The sequence below is a fragment of the Paraburkholderia sp. RL17-380-BIE-A genome, from assembly GCF_046028085.1.
GTDB lineage: Bacteria > Pseudomonadota > Gammaproteobacteria > Burkholderiales > Burkholderiaceae > Paraburkholderia.
In genome coordinates, this window is sequence record NZ_JARESQ010000005.1 from 70,711 (window position 1) to 88,886 (window position 18,176).

An 18,176-nucleotide genomic window follows, 5' to 3' on the forward strand; every position below is an offset into this window, starting at 1 on the left:
GGACCGCGTATATGACGTCGAGCGCAACATTATCGATCCGATGCTTCGACGCGAGCGACACCGATGCCGTGGTCACGCTGTGGCAACAAGCCTTCCCGGAGTATCGGGACGTCACGAAGCCGCAGCGCAATCCGCATCTGTCGATCGCCAACAAGCTGGCGACGCAGCCGGAGCTGTTCTTTGTCGCGGCGCTCGGCGAACGCATCGTCGGCACGGTGATGGGCGGCTACGACGGCCATCGCGGCTGGCTGTATTCGCTCGCGGTGGATGAGTCGCTGCGCCGTCATGGAATCGGCACGCGCCTCGTCGCGCATGTCGAAAACGCGCTGACGCAGCGTGGCTGTCCGAAGCTGAATCTGCAGGTTCTATCCGCGAAGGCCGACGTGCGCGCGTTTTACGAGGCGCTCGGTTATCGCGCCGACGCGGTGATCAGTCTCGGCAAACGCCTGGGTGAACTGGCGGATCCTGCGGCCGCCAGCGCCTAGATTAGCGTTGCGCCCAATGAAAAAGGTCGCATGCGAAAACGCATGCGACCTTTTTTCATATGCACGGCAAACTAACCAGGCTTATTCACCCAGATAAGCCGCCCGCACCTTCGGATCATCGAGCATCTGCTTCGCGTCACCCGACATCGTGACCAGACCCGAGTCCATCACGTAGCCGCGATTCGCCGCCTGCAACGCCAGACGCGCGTTCTGCTCGACCAGCAGCACGGTCATGCCTTCAGCCGAAATCGCCCGCACCACTTCGAAGATCTTCTCGACCATGATCGGCGACAGACCCATCGACGGTTCGTCCAGCAGCAACAGCTTGGGACGCGAGATGATCGCGCGCGCCATGGCCAGCATCTGCTGTTCGCCGCCCGAGAGCGTGCCCGCGTATTGCGTCGCGCGTTCTTTCAGACGCGGGAAGAAGCCGAACATGCGATCCACGTCTGCCTTGATGCCGTCCGTGTCGGTACGCAGATAAGCGCCCATCTGCATGTTCTCGACGATCGACATGCGCGCGAAGATGCCGCGCCCTTCCGGCACCATCGCGAGACCGCGCTTGAGCAACAGATGCGGCGGAATGCCCTTGATCGACTCGCCCATGTACTCGATGTCGCCGATCGTGTACGGCTTCAGCCCCGTGATCGCCTTCATCGTCGTGGTCTTGCCCGCGCCGTTCGCGCCGATCAGCGTGACCAGTTCGCCCTGCGCGACTTCGAGATCGATACCCTTGACTGCCTGAATGCCGCCGTAATTGACCTGCAGGCCCTTGATTTTCAACATTGCCGTTGCCATTAGTGGACCCCCGCACCCAGATAAGCTTCGATCACCTTCGGATCCTTCTGCACGTCCTGCGGCAGACCCTGAGCAATCACCTTGCCGTAGTCGAGCACCGTCATCTGGTTGCACAGACCCATCACGAGTTTCACGTCGTGTTCGATCAGCAGGATCGTCTTGCCGTCGGCGCGGATCTTGTCGAGCAGCTTGGTCAGCTCGACCTTTTCCGTCGCGTTCATGCCGGCAGCCGGTTCGTCCAGCGCGAGCAGCTTCGGATCCGTTGCCAATGCGCGGGCGATTTCCAGACGGCGCTGGTGACCGTACGACAGATTGCGCGACGTGTAGTCCGCGTACTGCGCAATGCCGACGTACTCCAGCAGTTCGATCGCGCGTTCCTTGATCTCGCGCTCTTCCTTGCGCTCGGCCGGCGTCTGGAACACCGCGCCCAGCAGACCGTGCTTCGTGCGCACGTGGCGCCCGACCATCACGTTTTCCAGCGCGGTCATTCCGCCAAAGAGACGGATGTTCTGGAACGTACGCGCAATGCCCGCCTTCGCCACCTGATACACAGCGGTCGGCGTGTACGGCGTGCCGTCGAGCTTGAACTCGCCCGAATCCGGCGTGTACAGGCCCGTAATCACGTTGAAGAAGGTGGTCTTGCCGGCGCCGTTCGGGCCGATCAGACCGTAAATCTGGCCCGACTTGATCTCGAGACCGACATCGGACAGCGCCTGCAAGCCGCCGAAGCGTTTGTTCACGCCTTTGACGGACAGTCGAATGTTATCGCTCATATTTATTCTCCCAGTCCGTTAGGCCCGCACCGGCTTCTTGCCGTTACGCTTCGACAGTTTCGCGATCTTGTCTTCATGCTTGGGCGACGGCCACAAGCCTTCGGAGCGGTACAGCATGATCAGCACCATGGCGAGTGCGTAGACCAGCTGACGGATCACTTCCGTATCGACGATTTCGTGGCCGAAGATCATGTTCTGCAGCGGACCCATCGTCGAGCGCAGGAATTCCGGCAGCACCGCGAGCAGCACCGCGCCGAGAATCACGCCCGGGATGTGGCCCATACCGCCCAGCACCACGCACGCCAGCACCACGATCGATTCCGGCAGCGTGAACGATTCCGGCGACACGAAGCCCTGGAACGAACCGAACATCGCGCCCGAGAGGCCGCCGAACGACGCGCCCATCGCGAAAGCCAGCAGCTTCACGTTACGGGTGTTGATGCCCATTGCCTTGGCGGCGATTTCGTCTTCGCGGATCGCGGCCCATGCACGGCCGATTCGCGAGTGCTGCAAACGCGTACACACCCAGATCACCAGCAGCGCGGCGAGCACGAACAGGTAGTAGTACGAGTAGACCGACGGGAACTGGAAGCCGAACAGCGAGTGCGTCTGCGCGAGGCTGAAGTCGCCCACGTGCACCGGGTCGATCGCCGTGATCCCCTTCGGGCCGTTGGTGATGTTCACCGGACGGTCGAGGTTGTTCAGGAAGATCCGCACGATTTCCCCGAAGCCCAACGTCACGATGGCGAGGTAGTCGCCCCGCAGACGCAGCGTCGGTGCGCCGAGAATCACGCCGAAGAACGCGGCAACCGCCATCGCACAAGGCACGATGATGAGGAACGGCACATGCAGGCCATTCGGCGCGAGATGCGCGATCCACTCGAACTGCGACGCCAGGTGCGGTGAGCTCAGCAACGCGGACGTATAGGCGCCGACCGCGTAGAACGCGATGTAGCCCAAGTCGAGCAGGCCGGCGAAGCCGACCACCACATTGAGGCCGAGCGCGAGCATCACGTACAGCATCGCGAAGTCGAGCACGCGGACCCAGTAGTTGCCGCCTGCCGTGCCGATGATCATCGGCGCCGCGATCACGAAGATCGCGGTGATGATGCCCACCGTCAGCGTCTTGGTGAGGTTCTTCTCAGGGATGAGCGTCGTGGACGGCTCGATCGGTTGAATTGAGGTCATGTTTGCTTTCTCCCAGGATCAGGCGCGATCCGCAACGCGTTCGCCGAGCAGGCCCGACGGACGGAACACCAGCACGATGATCAGCACGATAAAGGCGAACACGTCCTGATAGTTACTACCGAACACACCGCCGGTGAGGTTGCCGATATAGCCGGCGCCAAGCTGTTCGATCAGGCCCAGAATCACGCCACCGACCATCGCGCCGCCGAGATTGCCGATACCGCCGAGCACCGCCGCGGTAAAGGCCTTCAGGCCGGGAATGAAGCCCATATAGAAGTGTGCGTTGCCGTATTCCGACGCGATCATCACGCCGGCCAGAGCGGCGAGCGCCGAGCCGATCATGAAGGTGGCCGAGATCACGAAGTTCGGGTTCACGCCCATCAGCGACGCGTTACCCGGGTTCTCGGCGATCGCCCGCATCGCACGGCCGAGCTTGGTCTTGTGAACCAGCAGCAGCAGGCCGCCCATCACGAGGAACGCCACCACGATGATCACGATTTCGGTCATCGAGATCACGGCGCCAGGCGTCGTGTCCGTGGCCTTGATCACGTTCAGCGGGTCGGTGGGCAACAGCTGCGGGAACGGCAGCGGATTGCGCGACCAGATCATCATGGCCAGCGTCTGCAGCAGGATCGACACGCCGATCGCGGTGATCAGCGGGGCGAGACGCGGTGCTTTACGCAACGGCCGGTAGGCGACGCGCTCGATCGTGTAGCCGACCGCCGCGCACACAATGGCCGCGATGATCAGTGCGATGACGAGCGTCGGCACATTGCCGAGGCCGGGGAAGTGGTTCTGCAGCACGCCTATGGCTGAGAGCGCAACCATCGCGCCCACCATCAACACATCGCCGTGAGCGAAGTTGATGATGCCCAGAATGCCGTAAACCATCGTATAGCCCAGTGCGATGATGGCGTAAACGCTGCCAAGCACCAGCCCGTTGAGAACCTGCTGGATGAAGATATCCATTTAATGCTCCTTAGCCCGTGCGACTGGATTCGCGTTCTTCATCAGCCGGTGGGCGGTGATGCGGTACGCCAATCTCAACGGCACTGCGGGTACTGATGTAAAAGACCGGTAAGGGTTATCCGCTGCCGGTTCGCCTTGGCGACTGGATGACAGTCGCGGGCTCGCCTTGGGCGGATGCAAAAACGGCACCGTTGGGTGGTTTCGGTGCCGTCAGGCTGAACGTCCCGTCATCACATCTTCACGACGTCGAGGACCGTTTTTTTACCGTCCTTGAAGTCGTAAAGCGTAATGGCGCCCTCTTTCAAATCACCCTTGTCGTCGAACGCGATGTGACCGATTAACCCGTTGTAATCGGTCGACGGCATCGCAGCCAGCACCTTGGGCGCCTCGATCGAATTAGCGCGCTTCATTGCATCGACAATCACGTACACAGCGTCATACGTGAACGGTGCGTAAATCTGCACCGGTGTGTGGAAGCGGTCCTCGTACTTCTTTTCGAAGTCCGCTCCCTTGTCCATCTTCGAAAGCGCGAGGCCCGCTTCCGAACAGACCAGGTTTTGCACGGCGGTTCCCGCCAGCTCACCCACCTTGTCGGTACACACACCGTCGCCGCCAAGGATTTTTGCCCTGATACCGAGCGCTGCCGCCTGCTTCGTGAACGGCCCGCCCGTCGCGTCCATGCCGCCGAACATGATCACGTCCGGCTGAACACTCTTGATCTTTGTGAGGATGGCCCGGAAATCCGTGGCCCGGTCGTTCGTCGCTTCCCGCGCGACGATCTTCGCTCCGCTCGCCTGTACGGTCTTCGCGAATTCGTCCGCGAGCCCCTTACCGTAGGCGGTTGCATCGTCCACTACCGCGATGCGTTTGGCGCCCAACGCCTTCGTGGCGTAATCGGCGAGCGCCGGACCTTGCTGCGCGTCGGTGGCGACGACCCGGTAGGTCGTCTTGAAACCCTGCTGCGTGTACGCCGGATTCGTCGACGACGGCGAGATCTGCACGATGCTGGCATCGCTATAGATCTTCGAAGCCGGAATCGACACGCCCGAATTCAGGTGACCGACCACGGCCACCACATGATCGTCGACCAGCTTTTGCGCGACCGCCGTGCCCGTTTTAGGGTCCGCGGCGTCGTCTTGCGCATCCAGCACCAACTGGATCTTGTGGCCGTCAATGGTCAAACCCTGCGTATTGATTTCCTCGACCGCCAGACGCGCGCCGTTTTCGTTGTCCTTACCGAGATGCGCAATCCCGCCCGTCAAAGGGGCCGCATGACCGATCTTCACGATAGTCGCTTCAATAGCGGGTGCCGATACCGCCTTCGCCGCCGATGCACCCGCTCCCGCCTCGCCATCCTGTTTCTTGCCGCACGCAGTCAACAACACGACCGCGGCCGCGATGGACACGGCGTAAGCAAACTTGACTCGCATTAAGTAGGTCTCCTGCGCCTTGCAAAATCTATTGTTCGGGGACCCTAAGGCCTTGAGAACGCGCGCATTGTAACTCCAATTTTGCGACGGGCAATATTGTTGAACCGGTGGGGTTTTCCTGCATTGCAACCTTATTTTGAGAACGAAACCCACTAAAAGGCGCAACCCGGTTGCGACTGTTTTTCGTGCATCAGTTGCACCATCGTCGCACCCAATGGCATCAAGTGTTGCGGCGAATTTCCTGCACGCCCGATTTCACCGAGCCTCGCGTTAGGTATTACGTTTCTACCGATATCGAGATACACGCACTATCTTAGTGCGTCAAAAAAACACGTAGTCCGTTTGCCCCCTATAAAACGGGGCCGCATCACAGTTAAAGGTATAAAAATTCGGATCACATTTCAAAGAAATTTGTGTGAGAGGACACCAAAACAGGCTGAAACCGATGATCTGACACCTTTATTCTTGCCTGCTGTCTGAGGTTCGGACATAAAAAAAGCGCGCCCTTGGGCGCGCTTTTCTTTCAGCAGTCAGCGGATTGTCAGGCTGGCAGACCCAAACCACGCGGCAGCGGAAATGCGATGTTCTCCTCGATGCCTTCCAGCGCGCGCACGTTGCGCACGCCGAGCTCACGCAGACGGGCGATCACCGCCTGCGCCAGCACCTCCGGCGCCGAGGCGCCAGCCGTGACACCAATGCGGCGTTTGCCTTCGACCCACACCGGATCGATCTGATCGGGCGAGTCCACCATATAAGCAGGCACACCGAGCTTTTCGGCCAACTCGCGCAGCCGGTTGGAATTCGAGCTATTCGGGCTGCCCACCACGATCACGACGTCGCACTGCGGCGCCATGAACTTCACCGCATCCTGGCGGTTTTGCGTGGCGTAGCAGATATCCTGCTTTTTCGGTTCGCGGATGGACGGGTATTTGGCCTTCAAGGCGTTGATGATCTGCGCGGCGTCGTCAACCGACAGGGTGGTTTGCGTAACGAAGGCGATCCGCTCGGGATCGGCCAACTGCAACGCCTGCACGTCTTCGATGTCTTCCACCAGATGCATGCCCTCGCCCGCCTGGCCCATCGTGCCTTCCACTTCAGGATGACCCTTGTGGCCGATCATGACGATGTCGAAACCGTCCTGGCGCATCTTCGCGACTTCGATATGCACCTTGGTCACGAGCGGACACGTAGCGTCGTACACACGCAGCCCGCGAGTCTCGGCCTCGGAACGCACAGCCTTCGACACGCCATGCGCGCTGAAAATGACCGTATTGCCGGCCGGCACCTCTTCCAGCCGCTCAATAAAGATCGCACCCTTCTTGCGCAGATCCTCGACTACATAGGCGTTGTGGACGATTTCATGACGCACGTAGATCGGCGAGCCATGCAGCTTGATAGCCCGCTCGACGATCTCGATCGCCCGGTCGACGCCGGCGCAGAACCCGCGCGGCTGCGCCAGCAGGATCTCGGTTTCAGCAAGAGTCGTGTCCGTGATGCTCATGTTTACAGAATCCCGATGATTTTCACTTCGAACGCCAGCGTCTGGCCGGCAAGCGGGTGGTTGAAATCGAACAGGGCCGACGTTTCGCCGACTTCTTTCAGGACGCCCGCGTAACGACCGCCACCCGGCGCGTTGAATTCGACCAGATCACCCGGCGAAAAATCCTCGCCGATCATGCTGTTTTCTCGCAGCGTGGCGAGCGAAACGCGTTGGATCAATTCCGGATTGCGGGGACCGAACGCCTGGTCCGGCGCTAGCTGAAAGGTCGAATGGTGGCCGACCTTCAAACCCAGCAGAATATCTTCCAGCGGCGGCGCCAGCTGGCCGGCGCCGAGCAGCAGCGTGGCCGGCTTGTCGCTGAAGGTACTGATGACTTCGGCGCCATCGGCAAGGGAAAGCCGGTAGTGAAGCGTCACGTGTGAACCGGGTTTCACTTCGGAAATGTCGATGATGCTCATGCAATGCTCGCTCAGTCGAAGCGCGCTGCACGCGTGCGCCGCTGGCGCAGTCGACGCGTGTGGCAAACCGTCGGGGTGCCGTGCGCAAAGCGCCTATTGTAAGCCACATAGCGGGCGGCGGCTTGCGCGCGTCGCGCGCATTGCCGCGCGGCCGCAGCGCAGGGCCATGCCCCAAACCCCAAGCGGAGGACACTATATATATGGCAGATCACGCCACCCTGATTGACGATGCACCCGTTGTCACGACCGCACACAACCCCGAACTGCCCGACCCGGAGGCTTGCGGCGCGCCTGCGGCGAGGCCGCTAGTGCGAGGTAAATGGCTTAAAAACGACATGCCGCGCGAGCGGCTGATCGAACAGGGGCCCGGCGTGCTGTCGGATACCGAGATGATCGTGCTGATACTGGGCTCGGGACTGCCGGGCCACGACGTTTTCAATGTCGCGCGTGCGTTGCTGAACCGCTTCGGCTCGCTGCGCGCGATGCTCGATGCGACCTACACGGACTTCGACGGCCTGCGCGGCATTGGCCCGGCGAAAAAAGCACAGCTGCTCGCCATCATGGAAATGGCGCGACGCTCGCTAGTCGGTAAAATGCGCACGCGCTCGCTGATGAATTCGCCCGAAGCCGTGGAAAGCTACCTGCGCCTGCTGATCGGTGGCCGTGCGCAGGAGGTTTTCGTGTCGCTTTTTCTCGACGCCCGGCATCGGCTGATTCGCTGCGAAGAAAGCGCCCAGGGCACGCTCACGCGCATGGCGGTGTATCCGCGAGAAATCGTGAGGCGCGCACTGTGCCTGAATGCGGCCAGCCTGATCGTCGCGCATAATCACCCCTCGGGCGCCGTCCAGCCAAGCGCAAGCGACTGCCGGTTGACGCACACACTGCGCGACGCCCTCACCCTGATCGATGTGCAACTGGTCGATCATCTGGTGATCGGCGCCGACAGTGTCTACTCCTTCGCCCGTGCTGGCTGGCCGTGACACGGCGCGAACCGGGTCGCGCAGAGGTCGCGCCATATGCGGCATCGCAAATAAGGTTTGATTTTGCGGCTTTTTTTCTGCTAGAATTCCGGTTTGCCTATTTCCAACCCCCTGTTCCGAAGCCACCAAGGCGTTCCGGAAAGGAAACGTGTCTAAAGTTGTATCAACAACTCGGCGCGGCTCTTTTCGGGAAACTTTCACGGCGTTCGAACTCAGAATTAGCGTATTAGGAGTGCTCTCATGGCACGCGTATGCCAAGTAACTGGGAAAGCGCCGATGAGCGGCAACAACGTTTCCCACGCGAACAACAAAACCAAGCGCCGGTTCCTGCCGAACCTGCAAAACCGCCGTATTTGGGTGGAAAGCGAAAACCGTTGGGTGCGTCTGCGCGTTTCGAACGCCGGCCTGCGCCTGATCGACAAGAACGGTATCGACGCTGTGCTCGCAGATCTGCGCGCACGCGGTGAAGCCTAAGGAGTAAATCATGGCGAAAGGCGCACGCGACAAGATCAAGTTGGAATCGACCGCAGGCACGGGTCACTTCTACACGACGACGAAGAACAAACGCAACATGCCGGAAAAGATGCTGATCAAGAAGTTTGATCCGGTCGTCCGTAAGCACGTTGAGTACAAGGAAACCAAGATCAAGTAAGTCTTGGCTCCTGCCTGACGAAGGCAAAAGACATGCAGAAAAGCCTCGCACTCGTGCGAGGCTTTTTTGTTTTTGGCTGCCGTCTTTGTTCTGGTCTTTGCGTTGCCGCATCTCCATTTGCGTCGCCGTCTCTCCATATTCTCCCACGCGAACAGTCTTATGCCGTTCGGCCAGCTTTCCCTCGTCCGTCGCGGCGCGTATCCTTTCTCGTTTTAGCGGCGAGCGAATCGCACGCCGTCAACGCAAAACGAAAGACGGAGATGTAGGCAATGGAATTCGATGTGGCGATTGTCGGTAGCGGTCTGGCGGGGTTGAGCGTGGCGCTCAATCTTGCGCAGAACCGGCGCGTTGCAGTGGTCGCCAAGCGATCGATGACCGAAGGCGCGAGCGACTGGGCGCAGGGCGGCATCGCGGCGGTTCTGGACTCGGCGGACAGCATTGAGAATCACGTGAGCGATACGCTGATCGCCGGTGGCGGCCTGTGCGACGAGGCGGCAACGCGCTTTATCGTCGAACATGGGCGTGCCGCGATCGAATGGCTAATCGCGCAAGGCGTGCCGTTCACCAAAGACGACGCCGCCGAGCTCGGTTTCCACCTCACGCGCGAAGGCGGCCATAGCCATCGCCGGATCATTCATGCAGCAGACGCCACGGGCCATGCGGTAGTGGCCACGCTCAGCGAGCGGGTGCGCCGTCATCCGAACATCACGCTGCTCGAAGATCACTACGCAATCGACCTCATCACGTCCGACCGCCTCGGTTTGCCAGGACGGCGCTGCCACGGCCTTTACGCGCTCGATCTGCAAAGCGGCCGCACCGTCACGATCGAGGCGCCGCATACCGTGCTCGCCACTGGCGGCGCCGGCAAGGTGTATCTCTACACCACGAATCCCGACACCGCGACCGGCGACGGCATTGCAATGGCGTGGCGGGCCGGTTGCCGCGTGTCGAATATGGAGTTCATCCAGTTCCATCCGACCTGCCTGTTTCATCCATATGCGAAGTCGTTTCTGATTTCGGAAGCAGTACGCGGCGAAGGCGGCATTCTCAAACTGCCGGACGGCACGCGCTTCATGCCGAACCACGACGAACGCGCCGAACTCGCGCCGCGCGATATCGTCGCGCGGGCGATCGACTTCGAAATCAAGAAGCGTGGCATTGATTGCGTGTATCTGGACATCAGCCATCAACCGCCGGAATTTCTGCGTGAACACTTCCCGACAATTCTGGCGCGCTGCCTGGAATTCGGCATCGACATCACCAAGGAAGCGATTCCGGTCGTGCCGGCCGCGCACTACACGTGCGGCGGCGTCGTGACCGATCTGGCAGGACGCACTGACCTGGCCGGGCTCTATGCCGTCGGCGAAACGTCGTGCACGGGCCTGCATGGCGCGAACCGGCTTGCCAGTAATTCGCTGCTGGAGTGCCTCGTGATCGGACGCTCCGCAGCACAGGCTATCGAAGAAGAAGGTTTTAGCGCCGCCGTCCATGCGCCGCTGCCGGATTGGGACGAGAGCCGCGTGTCCGATCCGGACGAAGAAGTCGTGGTTGCGCACAACTGGGACGAACTACGCCGGCTGATGTGGAATTACGTCGGCATCGTACGGACCGACAAGCGCCTCGCACGAGCCAAGCACCGGCTCGCCCTGCTGCGTGACGAGATCCACGAGTATTACGCGAACTTCAAGGTGAGCCGCGACCTGCTCGAATTGCGCAATCTGGTCGATGTAGCGTCGCTGATCGTCGAGGGCGCGCGTTCGCGGCGTGAGAGCCGCGGCTTGCACTTCAGCCGTGACTGGCCGGCGACATTGCCCAAGGCGCTGCCGACGGTGCTCTCGCCGGAGCATGTCCGCAACCGCAACGTGTGACTGGGGTGAGCTGAAACGAAAAGGCCATCGCCGGCGTGATGCGGCGATGGCCTTTTCGCGATTCACTACAACCGGCTGCTTTTGAACGTCAGACGATCCGCATCGAGTAATCCGTTGCGCGCACATCTTTGGTCAGCGCGCCGATCGACACACGATCAACACCGGTTTCCGCAATCGTGCGCACCGTATCGAAGTTCACACCGCCCGACACCTCCAGCACCGCTCGCCCTGCCGTAATGCGCACTGCTTCGCGCATCGCATCGAACGAAAAATTGTCCAGCAGAATGGATTGCGCGAGATGTGACAGTGCGGATTCCAGTTGCTCGAGCGTCTCGACTTCGATCTGGATCGACACACCGGCATTCAGAGCCAGCGCCGCGTCCATGGCCGCGCCCACACCGCCAGCCGCGGCAATGTGGTTTTCCTTGATAAGAATGCCGTCGTACAGCGCGAGACGTTGATTCGCCCCGCCGCCCACGCGAACCGCGTATTTCTGTGCGAGCCGCAAGCCCGGCAACGTCTTGCGCGTATCGAGTACGCGCGTTCGCGTGTGAGCGATGGCGTCGACATAACGGCGTGTCGCGCTTGCCACGCCCGAGAGCAATTGCAGGAAGTTCAGCGCGTTGCGTTCCGCCGTCAACAATGCGCGCACGGGTCCGCGCATTTCACAGACCGTTGTATCGGCCTTCATGGCGTCGCCTTCACGATAGCGCCACTGGACTTCGATACGCGGATCGACCTGGCGCATCACCGCGTTGAACCACGGCACGCCGCATAGCACCGCATCCTCACGCACGATGATGCGCGCGTCGCGCACTTCTTCCGCGGGAACGAGCCGGCCCGTCTGGTCGCCCGCGCCGACGTCTTCGGCCAGTGCATCGGCGACGTTGCGCGCCAATGCGGCGTCGAATGCCGCACCGTACTGCGCCTGAATTTCAGCGAACAGCGGCGACACCGCGTCGACTTGATTGCGCTCAACCGCCCCCATTACGCTGCTCCCACATTCGAATACAGTTGGGTGTCGCGTGCAAGATCGCCGCTCGCCTGCACGCGCTTCTTGTGACGCGCCGCGAAGTCCAGCATCCGGTCGATCGGCAAACGCGCCCGCTCGCCGATCGCACGATCGACGAAAATCTCGTTGTGCCCGCGCTCGAGCACATCGGCCAGATTGGCGAGGCCATTCATCGCCATCCACGGGCAGTGCGCGCAACTCTTGCAGGTCGCGCTATTGCCGGCGGTCGGCGCGGCAATCAAGGTCTTGCCGGGCGCGGCGAGCTGCATTTTGTGCAAGATGCCGAGATCGGTCGCCACGATGAAATGCGTCGCGTCGAGTTTCTGCGCGGCGTCGATCAACTGCGTGGTCGAGCCGACCACATCCGCCTGCGCAACGACGTTGGCTGGCGACTCCGGGTGGACCAACACTTTCGCGCCCGGATATTCAGCGCGCAGCAAATCGAGTTCGATGCCCTTGAATTCGTCGTGCACCAGACACGAACCTTGCCACAGCAGCATGTCCGCGCCAGTCTTGTTCTGGATATAACTGCCCAGGTGGCGGTCCGGCGCCCAGATAATCTTTTCGCCACGCGCGTGCAGATCGGCAACGATCTCCAGCCCGATCGACGACGTCACCATCCAGTCGGCGCGCGCCTTCACAGCAGCGCTCGTGTTCGCATAGACGACCACGGTGCGATCCGGGTGCGCGTCGCAAAAAGCCGAGAATTCATCGACCGGACAGCCCAGATCGAGCGAGCAGGTCGCATCCAGGTCCGGCATCAGAATGCGCTTATCCGGACTCAGAATTTTCGCCGTCTCGCCCATGAATCGCACACCCGCGACGACGAGCGTTTGCGCCTCATGATCACGCCCGAAGCGCGCCATCTCCAGCGAATCGGCCACGCAGCCGCCGGTCTCGTCGGCAAGCTCCTGTAATTCCGCGTCGACATAATAGTGCGCGACAAGCACCGCTTTCTCGCGCTCGAGCAATGCGCGGATGCGTGCCTTCAGCGCCACCTTCTGTTCCGCCGACGGCATGTCGGGCACCTTCGCCCACGCCTGCCCGATTCCGCAGGTTGTGCCCTGCGCCTGCGGCCGGTCGTATTCGACGGTCCTGATCGCCTGCTGATCCATGATCTCCTCTGCCTTCGCTCTGCCGCCGCGGACTATCAATCGCGTGTCGTTGCAGTTTCCGCGGCCCAAAAAGCAAAACCCCGCCAACGCGGGGTTTTGTGACGTACTGAGATTTTAATGGATTTCGCTATCAGGCATAACGGCGCAATCTCATCGCGAACTCTTGCAGCGCTTTAATGCCGCTTTGCTCAGCGCGATGACACCAGTCCTGCAACTGGATCAGCAACTGATCGCGCGATGCATTGGAGCGTTCCCACATGGCGGCCAACTCATTGCGCATGTCGATATACGTCTTGAGTTTCTGGCTGCTCGCGAAAATTTGCGGCAGTTGGCGCTTCTGCGGTTCGTCGAGACCGGCTTCTTCCTTGTGGAACCAGCTACGCGCACCGCGCATGAGCTGATATTTTTCGCGCGCACCGACCTCCTTCAAATGCGCCAACTCCTGACGATAGGCGCGCTTGAGCGCCTTGCCGTAACGCGCCATGACTTCGTAGCGGTTGGCCAGCACGGCTTGCAGCGTGTCCTGATCGAGCACCAGCTTACCCGTGGTCAGGCGCGGCGTAGGCGCAACCTTCTTCACCTTGGCCAGACGGAAAGCCGACAGGATACGGATGTACATCCAGCCGATATCGAACTCATACCATTTGTTCGACAGCTTGGCCGACGTCGCATACGTGTGATGATTGTTATGCAACTCTTCACCGCCAATGATGATGCCCCACGGGAAAATGTTGGTGCTGGCATCCGACGAATTGAAGTTGCGGTAGCCCCAGAAGTGCGCCAGGCCATTGACCACGCCGGCAGCCCAGAACGGGATCCACACCATTTGCACGGCCCAGATCGTCAAACCGACGACGCCGAACAGCGCGACGTTCAGCACCATCATCAGGCTTACGCCGAGGATCGGGTACTTGGTGTAGACGTTACGCTCCATCCAGTCGTTCGGCGTGCCGTGACTGAACTTGCGCATCGTTTCTTCGTTTTTCGCTTCGGTGCGATACAGTTCCGCGCCTTCGAGCAGCACCTTCCAGATGCCGCGCGTTTGCGGGCTGTGCGGATCTTCTTCCGTCTCGCATTTGGCGTGATGCTTACGGTGAATCGCAGCCCATTGGCCGGTCAACATGCCCGTGGTCATCCACAGCCAGAAACGGAAAAAATGACTGACGACCGGATGCAGCTCCAGCGCTCGGTGCGCCTGGCAGCGATGCAGATAGACCGTCACGCCGATGATCGTGATGTGCGTCGCGATCGCCGTGTACAGCACGAGTTGCCACCACGAGAAGTGCAACAGACCGTGGGCAAGAAAATCGAGCAAAGAATTCAACAAGGCAATTTACCTGTGGAACGAGAGGTACGAGATACACGCAAATTGCGCGTGTCAAGAAAGTGAAAGCATACAGCGGGATTGGACGATATTCTACTGGAACCGTTCCAAGTGTTTGTAACAAATAGGGATTTTTTGTGCGGCATCAACAGGAGCAGCGCCTCAAAGGCCTATCCAGGACCCGGCGGCGCGCTCGAAGTGCCCGTCAGTGGGCGCTGTCCGCCTGATCGACCGATGAGTCGGTCATTGTTACCGGATGCGGCATGCCGTCGCGCACGTTGCCGACGATTCGCACTTCGCGCTGAGCGAACGGAATCGAGATGTCGTGCTCGGAGAACAGTCGCCAGATATTGCGATTGATGGCCGAGCGCACGCCCGAGGTCCCGGTGGCCGCGTCCTCGATCCAGAAACCCAGTTCGAGGTTGATGCCGTCCGCGCCGAAATTCGCCAGATACGGGGTCGGCGCCGGCTCCTGCAGCACCCGCGGCACGTCGGCGGCGGCCTGCGCGAGCAGCGCCATGGCCTGCTCGACATTGCACGTGTACGCGACCTGCACGGCCACCTTCGCGTAGCCGCGCGTCAGATATGACGACTGGTTCTGCACCACGTCGGTAATCAGTTTCTCGTTCGGGATCAAGGTTTCGATGCCGTCGAGCCCACGCACCACGGTGTAGCGTGTGCGGATCTGCGTGACCATGCCCTGCAGGCCGCTCACGTTGATCGTGTCGCCAATGCGCAGGGACCGGTCGATCAGGATGATGAATCCCGACACGTAGTTGCTGGCGATCTTCTGCAGACCGAAGCCCAGCCCAACACCCAGCGCGCCGCCGAACACGCCCAGCACGGTAATATCGATGCCGACCAGCGACAGACTGATCAGCACAGCCGCCAGTACGAATGCCGCCCGGCCCACCCGCGCCACCACCACTTTCAGATTGGCGTCGAGCGTTTTCGAGCGCATCAGGCGGTCTTCGAACGCGGATCCGAGCCACATCGCGACGATCATCGTCACGCATACCCACAGCAGGCCCGTGATGAGCGAGAGCAGCGTCATGTGCGCGTTGGCGACGCGGAACTGAACGCTCCCCATCCACGCAATCACGTCGTCCTGGATGCCGATGACGGTCAGCACCATGCCGATCCAGACGATCAGCGAGACGATCTTCTCGACGAGGAAGAGCCACGGATGAGTCTCGCCGTCATGGCTGAAAACCCGCCGCGCGAAGAAAAACACAATGTAAATCAAGCCGATGCCGAACAGCGGCACCAGGGCCAGATCGAGCAGCGCAGTGTGCATGAACTGCCCGGTGATCGATCGCGCGAGCCAGACGAGGCTCGCACCAATCAACGGAAAAAAGGCGCGGTTCAGGCTTTCCGCGCCGAAGCGCAAGGTCTGGTAACGCGTCTGACGACGCAGATCCAGCGCGCGGCGCAGCAGGCGGGCGAGCAGCCACGCGATCGCCAGCGTCCCGAGCAGGACGCCGACTTGCCACAGCATGACCGGCTGACCGAAGTCGCGCGCGAGGTCGCTGAACATATGAGGAAAAAGACGGTTTTGCATGATGTCGCTGAACTCGCCGACGCCCTGCCGGGTTCAGGAAACGAACCCGCGAGCGCCGGCAAAAGCCTCTTGCTTAACTCTGGCGTTCCAGCACGGCGGCGAAGAAACCGTCCGTTGCGTGGCGGTGCGGCCACATGGAAAGGTAATCGCCCATTTCCAGATCGATGCGCTGCTCGGCCAGCACGTCGCGCGCGGGCACCAGAGCGAAATCCGGATGATCGGCGAGGAACTGCTGCACCACCGCTTCGTTTTCTGCTTCCAGAATCGAGCAGGTCGCGTAGACGAGACGGCCGCCCTTCTTCACCAGCCGCGCGGCGCTCGCCAGGATCGACGCCTGCTTCGGCGCCAGCTCGGCCACCGATTCCGGCGACTGGCGCCACTTCAGGTCGGGGTTGCGGCGCAGCGTGCCGAGGCCGCTGCACGGCGCGTCGACCAGCACGCGGTCGATCTTGCCCGCAAGGCGCTTGATCTTGGCGTCGTGTTCACTGTCGATCAGCACGGGGTTCACATTCGACAAGCCGCTGCGCGCGAGGCGCGGCTTGAGCTTGGCGAGACGCCGCTCGGAAATATCGAACGCATAGAGCCGCCCGGTGGAGCGCATCGCCGCGCCCAGCGCGAGCGTCTTGCCGCCCGCGCCCGCGCAGAAGTCGACGATCATCTCGCCGCGTTTGGGCGCGACCAGCGAGCACAGCAGTTGGCTGCCTTCGTCCTGCACTTCGACCCAGCCATGCTGGAACGCGTCGAGCTTGGTGAGCGGCGGCTTGCCGACCACGCGCACGCCGAATGGTGCGAACGGCGTCGGGCCGGCCTCGATGCCGGCCTTCGACAACGCGTTCAGCACGTCGTCGCGGCTCGCCTTGATCGGGTTCGAGCGCAGATCCAGCGGCGCCGGATAGTTCAGCGCCGCGGCCAGTTGCGCCAGCTCATCGGGTTCGAAACGCTTGCTGAGCGCCTGATAGATCCAGTCGGGCAGATTCAGGCGAATCCGCAGCGGCAGGCTTTCAGGGTCGATCTTCGCGACGTGTTCGAGCCATTTCGACTCGGACTCGGACACGAAAGGCTTGAGCGCCGTGCGCCCCGCCGTCTGCATCAGGCCGAGCAAAGCCATACGGCGCGCCGGGCTGCCGGCGCCGCTCTCCGCCAGATGGGCGAATTCCATCCGGCGGCGCAGCACCGCGAAAACCGCCTCGGCGATCACGCCGCGTTCGCCGTGCCCGAGCTTCGGGTGAGCGCGGAAGAAACGGCTCGTGGTGGCGTCGGCCGGGCCGGTGAATTTCAGGACTTCAGCCAACAAAGTCTCAGTTTGTCCAATCAGAAAACCATGCAATCTCATGCGCCCTCTCCGGCGGTGTGACCGGCAAAGAGCCATTGCGGCTCCGGCGGCGTAAGCGTGACACGCAGGCCGTTCAGAGCAAGGCGCCCTTCGACGAACCAGCGCACCGCGCGTGGATAAATAATGTGTTCGGTTGCCAGCACGCGTTCGGCGAGCGTGGCGGGGGTGTCGCCCGTCTCGACGGGAACCGCCGACTGCACGACGATCGGCCCGTGATCCAGTTGCGACGTGACAAAATGCACGGACGCGCCGTGCAGCCGCACGCCAGCGTCGAGCGCCTGCTGATGGGTTTTCAGGCCCGGAAAGCTCGGCAGCAGCGACGGATGCACATTCAGCATGCGCCCGGCGTAGCGGTCGACGAAACCGGCTGTCAGCACGCGCATGAAACCGGCGAGCACCACCAGATCGGGCGCGAAGCTGTCGATTTGCTGGGCCAGCTCGGCGTCGAAGCTGTCGCGATCGGGAAACTGGCGGTGGTCGACCACCGCCGTGGCAATGCCGTGCGACGCCGCGAACGCAAGGCCCGCGGCATCAGGACGGTTGGCAATCACGGCGGCGACTTGTGCGGGCCAAGCCTCGTCCGAGCAGGCTCGAACGATGGCTTCCATGTTGCTTCCCCGTCCGGAAATCAGGATGACGAGTTTTTTCATCCGCGGATTTTATCATTCGGGGACACCGAAACCGTGACGCGCCGCCGTCCACTGCGCTGAACGTTTATAATCGTTTGTT

18 protein-coding genes are annotated in these 18,176 nt (G+C 61.4%); 5 read left to right on the plus strand and 13 right to left on the minus strand.

The window, feature by feature from the left end:
• The first annotated feature begins 11 nt into the window (after window positions 1-11).
• Window positions 12-485, plus strand: a complete 474-nt coding sequence (locus P0D68_RS09900) for a GNAT family acetyltransferase (protein WP_408296181.1) — start codon at window positions 12-14, stop codon at window positions 483-485.
• Between the two features lie 81 nt (window positions 486-566).
• Here the strand turns inward: P0D68_RS09900 and P0D68_RS09905 are convergent, their stop codons facing one another.
• The 7 genes from P0D68_RS09905 to P0D68_RS09935 all read right to left on the minus strand — a co-directional run bounded on the left by P0D68_RS09905 (window position 567) and on the right by P0D68_RS09935 (window position 7,602).
• Window positions 567-1,283: an ABC transporter ATP-binding protein gene (locus tag P0D68_RS09905; RefSeq protein ID WP_011489615.1), complete on the minus strand. Its 717-nt coding sequence runs from the start codon at window positions 1,281-1,283 to the stop codon at window positions 567-569.
• A complete protein-coding gene (locus P0D68_RS09910) occupies window positions 1,283-2,056 on the minus strand; it encodes an ABC transporter ATP-binding protein (protein ID WP_091799729.1) in 774 nt (257 codons plus the stop codon). The genes P0D68_RS09905 and P0D68_RS09910 overlap by 1 nt, the downstream gene beginning before the upstream one ends.
• 18 nt (window positions 2,057-2,074) lie before the next feature.
• On the minus strand, window positions 2,075-3,244 hold the full coding sequence (locus P0D68_RS09915) for a branched-chain amino acid ABC transporter permease (protein ID WP_091799727.1): 1,170 nt from the start codon (window positions 3,242-3,244) through the stop codon (window positions 2,075-2,077).
• A gap of 18 nt (window positions 3,245-3,262) precedes the next feature.
• A complete protein-coding gene (locus P0D68_RS09920) occupies window positions 3,263-4,213 on the minus strand; it encodes a branched-chain amino acid ABC transporter permease (protein WP_091799725.1) in 951 nt (316 codons plus the stop codon).
• Between the two features lie 230 nt (window positions 4,214-4,443).
• On the minus strand, window positions 4,444-5,643 hold the full coding sequence (locus P0D68_RS09925) for a branched-chain amino acid ABC transporter substrate-binding protein (RefSeq protein WP_091799723.1): 1,200 nt from the start codon (window positions 5,641-5,643) through the stop codon (window positions 4,444-4,446).
• 541 nt (window positions 5,644-6,184) lie between these two features.
• Window positions 6,185-7,144 (minus strand): 4-hydroxy-3-methylbut-2-enyl diphosphate reductase, encoded by a 960-nt coding sequence (gene ispH / locus P0D68_RS09930; RefSeq protein WP_091799721.1) that lies wholly within the window; start codon window positions 7,142-7,144, stop codon window positions 6,185-6,187.
• A gap of 2 nt (window positions 7,145-7,146) precedes the next feature.
• Window positions 7,147-7,602: an FKBP-type peptidyl-prolyl cis-trans isomerase gene (locus P0D68_RS09935; protein WP_091799719.1), complete on the minus strand. Its 456-nt coding sequence runs from the start codon at window positions 7,600-7,602 to the stop codon at window positions 7,147-7,149.
• A gap of 200 nt (window positions 7,603-7,802) precedes the next feature.
• On the opposite strand from P0D68_RS09935, the gene radC reads away from it, so the two are divergent.
• The 4 genes from radC to nadB all read left to right on the plus strand — a co-directional run bounded on the left by radC (window position 7,803) and on the right by nadB (window position 11,102).
• Complete coding sequence (radC, locus tag P0D68_RS09940; protein WP_091799717.1) at window positions 7,803-8,582, plus strand: RadC family protein; 780 nt, start codon at window positions 7,803-7,805, stop codon at window positions 8,580-8,582.
• Window positions 8,583-8,822: 240 nt separating this feature from the next.
• Entirely contained in the window at window positions 8,823-9,056 is a 234-nt protein-coding gene (rpmB, locus tag P0D68_RS09945; RefSeq protein WP_007180631.1) for a 50S ribosomal protein L28, read from the plus strand.
• Window positions 9,057-9,066: 10 nt separating this feature from the next.
• The gene (gene rpmG, locus P0D68_RS09950; RefSeq protein ID WP_007180630.1) at window positions 9,067-9,234 is read left to right on the plus strand and encodes a 50S ribosomal protein L33; all 168 of its coding nucleotides are present in this window, start codon (window positions 9,067-9,069) and stop codon (window positions 9,232-9,234) included.
• Between the two features lie 269 nt (window positions 9,235-9,503).
• Window positions 9,504-11,102, plus strand: a complete 1,599-nt coding sequence (gene nadB / locus P0D68_RS09955) for an L-aspartate oxidase (RefSeq protein WP_408185236.1) — start codon at window positions 9,504-9,506, stop codon at window positions 11,100-11,102.
• Between the two features lie 88 nt (window positions 11,103-11,190).
• On the opposite strand, the gene nadC is transcribed toward nadB, so the two are convergent.
• The 6 genes from nadC to purN form a co-directional block, all read right to left on the minus strand.
• Complete coding sequence (nadC, locus tag P0D68_RS09960; RefSeq protein ID WP_408296172.1) at window positions 11,191-12,090, minus strand: carboxylating nicotinate-nucleotide diphosphorylase; 900 nt, start codon at window positions 12,088-12,090, stop codon at window positions 11,191-11,193.
• Window positions 12,090-13,229, minus strand: coding sequence for a quinolinate synthase NadA (gene nadA, locus P0D68_RS09965; protein WP_091799708.1), 1,140 nt, complete (start codon window positions 13,227-13,229; stop codon window positions 12,090-12,092). Before nadA ends, nadC begins: the two co-directional genes overlap by 1 nt.
• A 130-nt stretch (window positions 13,230-13,359) precedes the next feature.
• Entirely contained in the window at window positions 13,360-14,556 is a 1,197-nt protein-coding gene (locus P0D68_RS09970) for a DesA family fatty acid desaturase (RefSeq protein WP_091799705.1), read from the minus strand.
• 202 nt (window positions 14,557-14,758) lie between these two features.
• Window positions 14,759-16,114: a mechanosensitive ion channel family protein gene (locus tag P0D68_RS09975; protein ID WP_408296167.1), complete on the minus strand. Its 1,356-nt coding sequence runs from the start codon at window positions 16,112-16,114 to the stop codon at window positions 14,759-14,761.
• A gap of 73 nt (window positions 16,115-16,187) precedes the next feature.
• On the minus strand, window positions 16,188-17,447 hold the full coding sequence (locus P0D68_RS09980; RefSeq protein ID WP_091799699.1) for an RsmB/NOP family class I SAM-dependent RNA methyltransferase: 1,260 nt from the start codon (window positions 17,445-17,447) through the stop codon (window positions 16,188-16,190).
• The gene (gene purN / locus P0D68_RS09985; RefSeq protein WP_091799696.1) at window positions 17,444-18,097 is read right to left on the minus strand and encodes a phosphoribosylglycinamide formyltransferase; all 654 of its coding nucleotides are present in this window, start codon (window positions 18,095-18,097) and stop codon (window positions 17,444-17,446) included. The genes P0D68_RS09980 and purN overlap by 4 nt, the downstream gene beginning before the upstream one ends.
• Between the last annotated feature and the right edge of the window lie 79 nt (window positions 18,098-18,176).

Coding starts and splice junctions, on each gene's coding strand:
- P0D68_RS09920 (WP_091799725.1), bottom strand. CDS start 4,213: ATGGATATCTTCATCCAGCAGGTTCTCAACGGGCTGGTGCTTGGCAGC.
- ispH (WP_091799721.1), bottom strand. CDS start 7,144: ATGAGCATCACGGACACGACTCTTGCTGAAACCGAGATCCTGCTGGCG.
- P0D68_RS09905 (WP_011489615.1), bottom strand. CDS start 1,283: ATGGCAACGGCAATGTTGAAAATCAAGGGCCTGCAGGTCAATTACGGC.
- nadA (WP_091799708.1), bottom strand. CDS start 13,229: ATGGATCAGCAGGCGATCAGGACCGTCGAATACGACCGGCCGCAGGCG.
- P0D68_RS09900 (WP_408296181.1), top strand. CDS start 12: ATGACGTCGAGCGCAACATTATCGATCCGATGCTTCGACGCGAGCGAC.
- purN (WP_091799696.1), bottom strand. CDS start 18,097: ATGAAAAAACTCGTCATCCTGATTTCCGGACGGGGAAGCAACATGGAA.
- P0D68_RS09910 (WP_091799729.1), bottom strand. CDS start 2,056: ATGAGCGATAACATTCGACTGTCCGTCAAAGGCGTGAACAAACGCTTC.
- nadB (WP_408185236.1), top strand. CDS start 9,504: ATGGAATTCGATGTGGCGATTGTCGGTAGCGGTCTGGCGGGGTTGAGC.
- P0D68_RS09975 (WP_408296167.1), bottom strand. CDS start 16,114: ATGCAAAACCGTCTTTTTCCTCATATGTTCAGCGACCTCGCGCGCGAC.
- P0D68_RS09980 (WP_091799699.1), bottom strand. CDS start 17,447: ATGAGATTGCATGGTTTTCTGATTGGACAAACTGAGACTTTGTTGGCT.
- radC (WP_091799717.1), top strand. CDS start 7,803: ATGGCAGATCACGCCACCCTGATTGACGATGCACCCGTTGTCACGACC.
- nadC (WP_408296172.1), bottom strand. CDS start 12,090: ATGGGGGCGGTTGAGCGCAATCAAGTCGACGCGGTGTCGCCGCTGTTC.
- P0D68_RS09915 (WP_091799727.1), bottom strand. CDS start 3,244: ATGACCTCAATTCAACCGATCGAGCCGTCCACGACGCTCATCCCTGAG.
- rpmG (WP_007180630.1), top strand. CDS start 9,067: ATGGCGAAAGGCGCACGCGACAAGATCAAGTTGGAATCGACCGCAGGC.
- P0D68_RS09925 (WP_091799723.1), bottom strand. CDS start 5,643: ATGCGAGTCAAGTTTGCTTACGCCGTGTCCATCGCGGCCGCGGTCGTG.
- P0D68_RS09935 (WP_091799719.1), bottom strand. CDS start 7,602: ATGAGCATCATCGACATTTCCGAAGTGAAACCCGGTTCACACGTGACG.
- rpmB (WP_007180631.1), top strand. CDS start 8,823: ATGGCACGCGTATGCCAAGTAACTGGGAAAGCGCCGATGAGCGGCAAC.